At 57.0% G+C, this 10,364-nt stretch carries 9 protein-coding genes; 8 read left to right on the top strand and 1 reads right to left on the bottom strand.

Annotation, left to right across the window (positions count from 1 at the left end):
* Positions 1-196 precede the first annotated feature (196 nt).
* Positions 197-1,150, bottom strand: coding sequence for a serine O-acetyltransferase EpsC (gene epsC, locus EE949_RS28910; protein ID WP_122667403.1), 954 nt, complete (start codon positions 1,148-1,150; stop codon positions 197-199).
* Positions 1,151-1,346: 196 nt separating this feature from the next.
* Between epsC and EE949_RS28905 the strand changes: the two genes are divergently transcribed.
* From EE949_RS28905 to EE949_RS28870, 8 genes are all read left to right on the top strand, one after another.
* Positions 1,347-2,342 (top strand): D-cysteine desulfhydrase, encoded by a 996-nt coding sequence (locus EE949_RS28905; RefSeq protein WP_122667402.1) that lies wholly within the window; start codon positions 1,347-1,349, stop codon positions 2,340-2,342.
* Between the two features lie 220 nt (positions 2,343-2,562).
* The gene (gene tcyJ, locus EE949_RS28900) at positions 2,563-3,360 is read left to right on the top strand and encodes a cystine ABC transporter substrate-binding protein (RefSeq protein ID WP_122667401.1); all 798 of its coding nucleotides are present in this window, start codon (positions 2,563-2,565) and stop codon (positions 3,358-3,360) included.
* Entirely contained in the window at positions 3,357-4,025 is a 669-nt protein-coding gene (gene tcyL, locus EE949_RS28895; RefSeq protein ID WP_027899902.1) for a cystine ABC transporter permease, read from the top strand. Before tcyJ ends, tcyL begins: the two co-directional genes overlap by 4 nt.
* Positions 4,026-4,028: 3 nt before the next feature.
* On the top strand, positions 4,029-4,772 hold the full coding sequence (tcyN, locus tag EE949_RS28890) for an L-cystine ABC transporter ATP-binding protein TcyN (RefSeq protein ID WP_122667400.1): 744 nt from the start codon (positions 4,029-4,031) through the stop codon (positions 4,770-4,772).
* Positions 4,773-5,351: 579 nt separating this feature from the next.
* Complete coding sequence (locus tag EE949_RS28885) at positions 5,352-6,086, top strand: hypothetical protein (protein ID WP_122667399.1); 735 nt, start codon at positions 5,352-5,354, stop codon at positions 6,084-6,086.
* A 429-nt stretch (positions 6,087-6,515) separates the two neighbouring features.
* Positions 6,516-7,763 (top strand): SfnB family sulfur acquisition oxidoreductase, encoded by a 1,248-nt coding sequence (locus tag EE949_RS28880; RefSeq protein ID WP_122667398.1) that lies wholly within the window; start codon positions 6,516-6,518, stop codon positions 7,761-7,763.
* A 24-nt stretch (positions 7,764-7,787) separates the two neighbouring features.
* On the top strand, positions 7,788-8,993 hold the full coding sequence (locus EE949_RS28875; RefSeq protein WP_122667397.1) for an SfnB family sulfur acquisition oxidoreductase: 1,206 nt from the start codon (positions 7,788-7,790) through the stop codon (positions 8,991-8,993).
* A complete protein-coding gene (locus EE949_RS28870; RefSeq protein ID WP_122667396.1) occupies positions 8,993-10,351 on the top strand; it encodes an LLM class flavin-dependent oxidoreductase in 1,359 nt (452 codons plus the stop codon). Before EE949_RS28875 ends, EE949_RS28870 begins: the two co-directional genes overlap by 1 nt.
* Positions 10,352-10,364: the final 13 nt, after the last annotated feature.

Below are 10,364 nucleotides of genomic sequence, written 5' to 3'. Positions count from 1 at the left end.
CTCAGGTCATGCTCAAACCCGGCGATTTCCAGCGTGAACGAGGCGCGATTGGCGGGGTTGAACATGGGCGAGTCCTTGGCCTGAGTAAAAGGCAGGACTTTGCACTAACACGCGGTAACAAGAAGTCGGATGCTGCTAGCAGCATCCGTAGGATTTATCCCTATTAACTCCCGATAGAACAATCACAGGCCGACAGCTACTTCTGACTCCCATCATCCTGCTGCAACAAATTCGCCTGTGTCAGGTTGCAACCCGCTGGCACGCTGCGCGTCAGCCAGACATTGCCGCCAATAGTCGAACCTTTACCAATCGTGATACGACCGAGAATCGTCGCGCCAGCGTAGATGACGACGTCGTCTTCGACGATCGGGTGGCGGGCGTGGCCTTTTTGCAGTTGGCCGTCTTCGTCCGCCGGAAAGCGTTTGGCGCCCAGGGTGACGGCCTGGTAGATGCGCACTCGCTCGCCAATGATGGCGGTTTCGCCGATGACAACGCCTGTGCCGTGATCGATGAAGAAGCTCGGGCCAATCTGCGCGCCAGGGTGGATGTCGATACCGGTGGCGGAATGGGCGATTTCCGAACTGATCCGCGCCAGCAATGGCAGACCTGCGCGATACAGATGATGGGCGATGCGGTGGTGGATGACAGCGAGAATACCGGGATAGCACAGCAGCACTTCGTCAACGCTGCGGGCCGCCGGGTCGCCGTGATAAGCGGCGAGCACGTCACTGTCGAGCAGCGTGCGCATCTGCGGCAAGGCACGGGCAAAACCCTGAATCAGGTCCAGCGCCTGCTTGTCGAGCGCACGAACGTCTTCAGAGCGTTGATGCGCCACGTAGCGCAGTTCCAGTCGAGCCTGAGCCAGCAGCGCGTTAAGCGCCACGTCGAGAGTATGTCCGACGTAGAAATCCTCACTCTCTTCGCGAAGGTCCACCGGCCCCAGACGCATCGGGAACAGCGCCCCGCACAGCGCTTCAAGAATGTCGCGCATAGCGGCGCGCGAGGGCAACTCGCGACCGCCGTGTTCGCCGCTGACGCGTTTGTTACGCGCTCGCCAATCATCACGCGCAGTACGCAGTTCACTGACGATCTGCTGCAGCTGCCAGTGACTGGATCGGCCTTCGGCGGGCGCCTCTGGAATATCACTCACGCTGACTTCTCCTCGGTTCAGGGTACGGCCTTTATAGCGCTGGCCGCTTATACGGCCACTCTACGGCAAACATTTCAGGCAAAAAAATAACTATTTGAGTAGGCCTTCTCCTCTGAGGGCATAAGCAGTGAGAAGTTGCCCTGTAGGAAGGGTCTGCTTATAGTCCTGCGACTCTTTGCACGGCTTACCTATTCTCATGATCAAACAACAGCTCGCTCAATTTAATCGCCTGGACTTGATCGGTGCCCCGACCGCACTGGAAAAACTGGAGCGCCTGTCGGTCTGGGCGGGCCGCGACATCTATATCAAGCGTGATGACACCACGACGCTGGCCTTAGGTGGCAACAAGGTTCGCAAGCTGGAATACCTCGCCGCCGATGCGCTCGCGCAAGGTGCCGATACGCTGATTACAGCTGGCGCGATTCAGTCCAATCATGTGCGTCAGACCGCTGCCCTGGCCGCCCGTCTGGGTCTGGGCTGTGTGGCGTTGCTGGAAAACCCGATCGCCACTGAAGACAGCAGTTACCTGCACAACGGCAATCGGCTGTTGCTGGACTTGTTCGACGCCAAGGTCGAGATGGTAGAAAACCTCGACAACGCTGACGAACAGCTGCATGCCTTGGCAGCACGCCTGCGTGCCAGCGGCAAAAAGCCTTATCTGGTGCCGATTGGCGGCTCCAGCCCTGTCGGCGCGTTGGGCTATGTACGTGCCGGCTATGAGTTGGCCGAGCAGATAAAGCAGACCGGGCTGGATTTCGCCGCCGTCGTGCTGGCCTCCGGTAGCGCCGGGACTCATAGCGGGCTGGCCCTTGCCTTGGCTGAAGCCTTGCCGCAGTTGCCCGTGATCGGTGTAACGGTTTCGCGCCCTGAAGAGACTCAGCGGCCGAAAGTGCAAAGCCTGGCTGAACGCACCGCTGAGTTGTTGGGCGTAGCATTGCCCGACGCTTTTAACGTGGAGCTATGGGACGAGTATTTCGGCCCGCGTTATGGCGAACCGAATGCCGGCACTCTGTCAGCCATAAAACTTGTGGCTAGCCATGAAGGTCTGTTGCTGGACCCGGTCTACACCGGTAAAGCCATGGCCGGGCTATTGGATGGCATCGGCCGTGGACGTTTTGATGACGGCCCGTTGATTTTCCTGCACACCGGTGGTGCGCCTGCGCTGTTTGCTTATCCGGGTGTGTTTGCTTGAAAACTGAAGCTTGACGCAGCTCCTACAAGCACGCGATTGATTATTCAAAAATCGAATATGAATCAGGTTTTTAGTTATTTTGAACCATAACCAGCTGCTTCTATGATCCCCGCCAGCACGGATCGAAGCGCTGAAAAAGCTGGATAAACATTCGTTGCCAACGTAGCGTTCGTCAGGTCCGATTCTTGCCTGAAACCAAACAACTTAAATGGGGCTAGTCATGATTATTTCTGCCATTCGACGTACCGTTCTGCTTTCTACTCTGGGGCTGGTGCTCGGTTCCAGCCTATTGGGTCAGGCCGTTGCTGGCGAGCAACTGGATCAGATCAAAAAAGCCGGCACCATCAAGGTCGGCCTTGAGGGTACTTACCCTCCGTTCAGCTTCCAGGATGAAAGCGGCAAGCTGACCGGTTTCGAAGTCGAGTTCTCCGAAGCGCTGGCCAAAGAGCTGGGCGTCAAGGTGCAACTGCAAGCTACTCCATGGGCAGGCATTCTCGCCGCTCTGGAGTCCAAGCGTCTGGACGTAGTGGTCAACCAGGTCACCATCTCTGAAGAGCGCAAGAAGAAGTATGACTTCTCCGAGCCTTACACCATCTCCGGTATCCAGGCGCTGGTGCAGAAGAAAGACGCCGACAAGTTCAAAACAGCAGCCGACCTCAAAGGCGCCAAAGTGGGCGTTGGCCTGGGCACCAACTATGAGCAATGGCTGAAAGAAAACGTGCCGGCCGCCATCGTCAAAACCTACGACGATGATCCGACCAAATATCAGGACCTGCGTGTAGGTCGCATCGACGCCATTCTGGTTGACCGTCTGGCCGCACTGGAACTGATCGCCAAAACCAAAGACAGCCTGGCTGTTTCCGGCGAACCTTTCTCCCGTCAGGAATCCGGCATTGCCATCCGTAAAGGCGAGCCTGAACTGGTTGCAGCCATCAACAAGGCCATCGACAAACTGCGCGCTGACGGCACTCTCGCCAAGCTGTCGCAGAAGTACTTTCAGGCTGATGTGACCAAATGATTGAAGAGGGTCTGAAGCTTGCGCTGGACTCCGCGCCCTTTCTCATAAAGGGCGCGTACTACACGATATTCCTGAGCCTGGGCGGCATGTTTTTCGGCCTGCTGCTGGGCTTCGGGCTGGCGCTCATGCGCTTGTCACCGCTGATGCTGCTGCGCGGCATCGCCCGGGTTTACGTGTCGTTCTTTCGCGGCACGCCGTTGCTGGTTCAACTGTTCATGATCTATTACGGCTTGCCGGAACTGGGCATCGAACTGGACCCGCTGACCGCTGCGCTGATCGGTTTCTCGCTGAACATGGGTGCGTATGCCTGTGAAATCCTGCGCGCTGCCATCGCCTCGGTTGATCGCGGCCAATGGGAGGCTGGTGCGAGTATCGGTATGACCCGTGCGCAAATCATGCGCCGGGCCATTCTGCCTCAAGCTGCCCGCACTGCGTTGCCGCCACTGGGTAACAGCTTTATCTCACTGGTCAAAGACACCGCGCTGGCGGCCACTATTCAGGTGCCGGAGCTGTTCCGTCAGGCACAACTGATTACCGCCCGTACCTTCGAAATTTTCACCATGTACCTGGCGGCCGCCTTGATCTACTGGATCCTGGCCACGGCGCTTTCGTACCTGCAGAACCGTCTGGAAGAGAGAGTCAACCGCCATGATGTGGAGTCTTGAAGCATGATCGTGGTTGAAAAACTCACCAAGGAATTCAAGGGTCAGCAAGTGCTCAAAGGCATCGACCTGAAGGTTGAGGCGGGCGAGGTCGTGGCGATCATCGGCCCCAGCGGGTCGGGTAAAACCACCCTGCTGCGCTGCCTGAATTTTCTCGAAGAGCCCACCAGCGGCAAGATCGTCGTGGGTAACATAGAAATCGACAGCAACCGCCCCCTGAGCAAGCAACAGAACCTGATCCGTGAATTGCGCCAGCACGTCGGTTTTGTATTCCAGAACTTCAATCTGTTCCCACACCGCACCGCGCTGGAAAACGTGATCGAAGGTCCGGTGGTGGTCAAGAAGGTGCCGCTTGAAAAGGCGACAGAATTGGGTCGGCAATTGCTGGCCAAAGTAGGCCTGGCAGGAAAGGAAGACGCCTACCCACGGCGTTTGTCCGGCGGCCAACAGCAGCGCGTGGCCATCGCCCGTGCGCTGGCTATGGAGCCTGAGGTGATCCTGTTTGATGAGCCTACCTCTGCGCTGGACCCGGAACTGGTGGGCGAGGTGCTCACGGCCATTCGCGCTCTGGCGGAAGAAAACCGCACGATGGTCATCGTCACCCATGAAATGAACTTCGCCCGGGACGTTGCTAACCGCGTGGTGTTTATCGACAAAGGCGTAATCGTTGAACAGGGTGATGCGAAAGAGCTGTTCGAAAACCCTCGTGAAGAAAGAACGAGGCAGTTTCTGGAGCGAAGCCGCACCTGATCCTACAGAGTAATGCCCGGAAACCAGCGCCCTCTGGCGCTGTTTCTATTCACCTTACATTTGTTCATCAATCAATAGATCAAACTACCCGTTGATCTACTCGTGACATCACCGAAAAAATCATCAAAAAAGCCGAACGTAGCCCCCGCCTTGACTCCCCTCAATCAGATTGACGGGGTGGCTTGGGCTTGTGGCGGCTTTTGCCTGCCTTGTCAGCTAGCAGGTTTTTCTCTGCGGCAAACATAACCTTGTATTTCGGCAAGTAGGACCGACCAAGCCGCCTCGGTCAACAGTTCGTATAAAGCATGTAGGAATAATCTTATTTATTCGCACAACTAACATTCAACTCATCCGCACCTTGACAGTTAAGCGCAAACCACATTAGCTCAAGAACAATAGAAACGCCCAATACCCTAAGGCAGTTGCAAGCGGGTTTTCTCGACACTTTGTAATGCTTCCCATAAGCCCGAACTATACGTTAACTATCTACAGGCTGAACTCAGGGAAACTCTCAATGATTCGATTAATGATTTTGTTACAACTAACAATAACCCATTCAATGATCACGGGCACTCAGACATGACTCACACTAACGGCAAACCAGGCAGTCAAAAACTGTTCCCACCTTACGTCCCGCAAGCCCACAGGCATGGCGTCGGCATCCGTGCAGCCGCGCATCTGCTGGTCAATATTGATCCCTATCCGGACATGGAAGCAGGCGATCTGATCGAGCTATTCTGGGGTGGTCATTACGTTGCTTCGAAAGTTCTGGATGGGACCGACGTTGGCTACACCATGGTCCTGCGCGTACCGGAAAGCTTTCTGCAAAGCGGCACGATCAAGACCTACTACCGGCTTATGAAGATCGGCGGCATGCCCATCAACTCACCCTGCCGCAGGCTCAGGGTGAAGCTGGACATGCCCGGAGGCCTGTTGATCAATGACAGTTGCGAGGAGAACCAAGGACTCGCGCCGGTCCCACTGCCAGAGACCGTCATCCGCAATGGGCTGTTCACCAGCGATGTCAGAAAAGGCCTGCCGCTGTCGATTGAACCCTACCTGAATATGGCTCCCTGCGATGAAATCACCCTGCGCTGGGGCGATGTCCGCATGGATCTGGAGCCACTCGACGCAGACAACGTCGGTAAACCCATCAAACTGCTCGTACCCGCTACGTTGATTCGCGAGGCCGGTGATGAACCGAAACTGGAGGTGACTTATTGCGTTATTGATCGAGTCGGCAATAACTCTCGATGGGCCCCACCGCGAGAAATCAGCGTCAGCACCCTGGATAATCATATCGGGTATGACTGAACACTTTTTGGGCCATGCCAATATGCGAAGTGCCTGTAACTTCGCGTATTGGCTGACGTCATACAAAACGCCAACTCGCTCACAAACAAGGATCTCTCAAGATTATTCCTACAAAACTTTGCATACTTGCCTACAACTTCCTTAATTAAATACCCCGTCGCCTGACTAGGCTTTCTGAGTGACCTTTCACTACTCAGGACCGCTCTTATGAACGTCAGTAAACCTGTCAAAATCTGCATTCTCATCGTGCTGCTCGGATCATGCCTGACCTACGCACAAACCGCCTGAACAGCCGAGCTGTTCGTCTTCTATGCTTATTCCAAAATATTCGTATATTTAATTTTTTTGTCGCTTTAGGGTATATGCACCGGACCACCGGACATCGTGTTTTTTTCTCGCTCTCTGCAAGGGCGTTTCTGCGAGGTTTGAATGGTCGTTTCAACGTCTCACACCCCCTTGATCGAATACGGTTCGGACATCGCACCGCCGCTGCATCCTGCGCGGATATTACAGAATGACGCCCAGGCCATAGACGCGGCTCATGCGCTGGCTGCGCAAGCGCGTTTAAACGCTGCAGAGCGTGATGCGCAACGCCACCTCCCCTGGTCGCAGATAGAAGCGTTCACTCGTAGCGGGCTGGGCAGTATTTCCATCCCTTGCGCATACGGCGGTCCGCAGGTCTCGTTCGTCACCATCGCTGAAGTTTTCAAAATCATTTCTGCGGCTGATCCCGCCTTGGGCCAAATCCCACAGAACCAGTTCGGCATCATTCACCTGTTGCTGGGCAGCGCTAACGAGCAACAGAAAAAGACCTTGTTGAAAAGCGTGCTCGACGGCTGGCGCATCGGTAATGCCGGGCCCGAGCGAGGCACCAAAAATACCCTGGAGCTCAAGGCGCGCATCACTCATCAAAACGGACGCCTGGTCATCAACGGCCAGAAGTTCTATTCCACCGGGGCATTGTTCGCCCACTGGGTGGCAGTCAAGGCGCTGAACGATCAAGGGCAGCAAATCATGGCCTTTGTGCCACGCGGCAGCGCTGGCCTGCGCATCGTCGATGACTGGTCTGGTTTCGGCCAACGCACCACGGCGAGTGGCACCGTGTTACTCGACAACGTACCGGTAGACGCCGAACACGTAATCGAAAACTGGCGACTGTCGCTGACACCCAATATTCAGGGCGCAGTCTCGCAACTGATCCAGGCAGCGATCGACGCAGGCATTGCCCGTGGCGCGATCGACGACACCATTGCGTTTGTCCGTGAACGCTCGCGGCCGTGGGTTGATGCACAAGTAGAGCGCGCCAGTGATGATCTTTATGTGATCGCTGATATAGGCAAACTCAAGCTGGAACTGCATGCGGCTGAGGCGCTGCTGCGCGAAGCTGCGAAAGTCCTCGATGAGGTCAACGCCAGCCCCATCGACGAGTACGCCGCTGCCCGCGCCTCGATAGCCGTGGCTCGCGCCAAAGTGCTCACCACTGAAGTGTCCCTACTGGCCAGCGAAAAATTGTTCGAACTGGCGGGCAGCCGCGCCACCCTGGCCGAGTTCAACCTCGACCGGCACTGGCGCAATGCTCGCGTGCACACCCTCCATGACCCCGTGCGCTGGAAATACCACGCTGTCGGCGCGTGGCACCTCAACGGCACCTTGCCTGCCCGCCATTCGTGGATTTAAACCAGACCACTGGAGTACAGCGTCATGAGTTTGCATTCCCCACTACGGGACCGTGCTGCACTTATCGAAAACGATGAGCAAGCCCTGCACATTGCCCAGGAACTGGCCACGCACTTCAAACGCGAAAGCACGGTACGTGATCAGCAGCGTCGGCTACCCCATGCCGAACTGGACCTCTTCAGTGCTTCCGGCCTGTGGGGCATCAGCGTGCCCAAGGCCTTTGGCGGCGCGGGCGTGTCGAACGTCACGCTGGCAAAAGTTATCCGCCTGATCGCCGAAGCGGATGGGTCTTTGGGACAAATCCCCCAGAACCATTTCTACGCACTGGAAGTGCTGCGCATTAACGGCAGTCCTGAACAGCAAAAACGCCTATATGCCGAAGCCTTGGCAGGTTTGCGTTTCGGTAATGCGCTGGCCGAACTGGGTACCAAAACCGCCCACGACCGCACCACTCGCCTGAGTCGCGACGGCGAAGGCTATCGCATCAACGGCCGTAAGTTTTACTCCACTGGCGCGCTTTACGCACAGCGTATTCCTACGTCAGTCATCGACGAAAACGGTATTCAACAGCTGGCTTTCGTACCCGCTGACAGTGAAGGTCTTACAGTGATCGACGACTGGAGCGGCTTCGGTCAGCGCACCACTGGCAGCGGGTCGGTAGTCTTTGAGAACGTCTATGTGGACGCTGCCGATGTCGTGCCCTTCCAGAGCGCTTTTGAACGGCCCACCACCGTTGGGCCATTGGCACAGATTCTTCACGCGGCCATCGACACCGGCATCGCCCGCGCAGCCTTCGAGGACGCCCTGCATTTCGTTCGGACGCGCACGCGCCCATGGATCGACTCCGGCATAGAAAAAGCCGTAGATGACCCGCTGACGCTGAGCAGCTTTGGCAGATTGAGCATTCGGTTGTATGCCGCCGAAGCGCTGCTGGATCGCGCCGGGGAACATCTGGATATCGCTCAGGCCGATAGCAACGCCGAGACCGTGGCCGCCGCGTCAATCGCCGTTGCCGAAGCCCGTGCCATTAGCACCGAAATTTCCCTCGCCGCTGGCAGCACGCTGTTCGAACTGGCTGGCAGCCAGGCAACCCTGGCCGAACATGGGTTGGACCGGCACTGGCGCAACGCTCGCGTCCACACCTTGCATGACCCGGTTCGCTGGAAGTACCACGCCATCGGCAATTACTACCTGAATGACAAAAATCCTCCGCTGCGGGGGACGATCTGATGGCGAAGAAAAAGATCCTGCTCAATGCCTTCAACATGAACTGCATTGGCCACATCAATCACGGTTTGTGGACCCATCCACGGGACAACTCCACGCAGTACAAAACCATTGAATACTGGACCGAACTGGCGCAATTGCTGGAGCGCGGTCTGTTTGACGGTTTGTTCATCGCCGATATCGTCGGCGTGTATGACATCTATCAGAACTCGGTGGATGTGCCCCTCAAAGAGTCCATCCAGTTGCCGGTCAACGATCCGCTGTTACTGGTCTCGGCCATGGCCGCAGTGACCAAAAACCTCGGCTTCGGCCTGACCGCCAACCTGACTTACGAAGCGCCTTATCTGTTCGCCCGACGCATGTCGACGCTCGATCATCTGAGCCGTGGCCGGGTGGGCTGGAACATCGTCACCGGTTATCTGGACAGCGCTGCACGGGCCATGGGCCTGACTGAGCAAGTCGAGCATGACCGGCGCTACGATCAGGCCGACGAATACCTGCAGGTGCTCTACAAGCTCTGGGAAGGCAGTTGGGAAGACGATGCGGTCATCAACGACCGTGAGCAGCGGGTGTACGCCAAGCCGGACAAGGTTCACAAGGTCAGCCACAAAGGCGAGTTCTATCAGGTCGAGGGGTATCACCTGTGCGAACCGTCCACCCAGCGCACGCCGGTGCTGTTTCAGGCGGGCAGCTCGGAGCGCGGCCTGCAGTTCGCCGGGCAACATGCCGAGTGCGTGTTCATCAGCGGCCAGAACAAGGCCGCGACCCGGGAACAAGTGAACAAAGTCCGCGCCAGCGCCGTAGCGGCTGGCCGTAACCCGCAAGACATCAAAGTATTCATGGGCCTGAACGTGATCGTCGGCAAGACCGAAACCGAGGCGCAGGCCAAGCTTGCGGAGTATCGCGAATTCGCCAGCGCCGAGGCCGGTGTCGCGCATTTTGCCGCCTCAACCGGCATCGACTTCTCTCAATACGAGCTGGATGAGCCTATTCAGTACGTGAAGAGCAACGCCATTCAATCAGCGACCAAGAACCTCAAGAACAACGACTGGACCCGGCAAAAACTGCTCGACCAACACGCGCTGGGCGGACGCTATATCACCCTGGTTGGCTCGCCTGAGCAAGTGGCGGACGAACTGGAATCCTGGATCGCAGAAACCGGTCTGGACGGCTTCAACCTGACCCGCATCGTCACCCCGGAAAGCTACGTGGACTTCATCGATCTGGTCATCCCCGAGCTGCAACGCCGAGGCTCGTACAAAACCGCTTACGACACCGGCAGCCTACGAGAAAAGCTGTTTCCAGAGGGCGGCGCGCGGTTGCCAGAGCGGCATGTCGGAGCGAGTTACCGGTCCCACTGAATGGCGCGAAACC

It is taken from the genome of Pseudomonas viridiflava, from assembly GCF_900602065.1.
Classification (GTDB): domain Bacteria; phylum Pseudomonadota; class Gammaproteobacteria; order Pseudomonadales; family Pseudomonadaceae; genus Aquipseudomonas.
The sequence above is the reverse complement of the archived record's forward strand: the minus strand, read 5'-3'. Positions and strand labels throughout refer to the sequence as shown.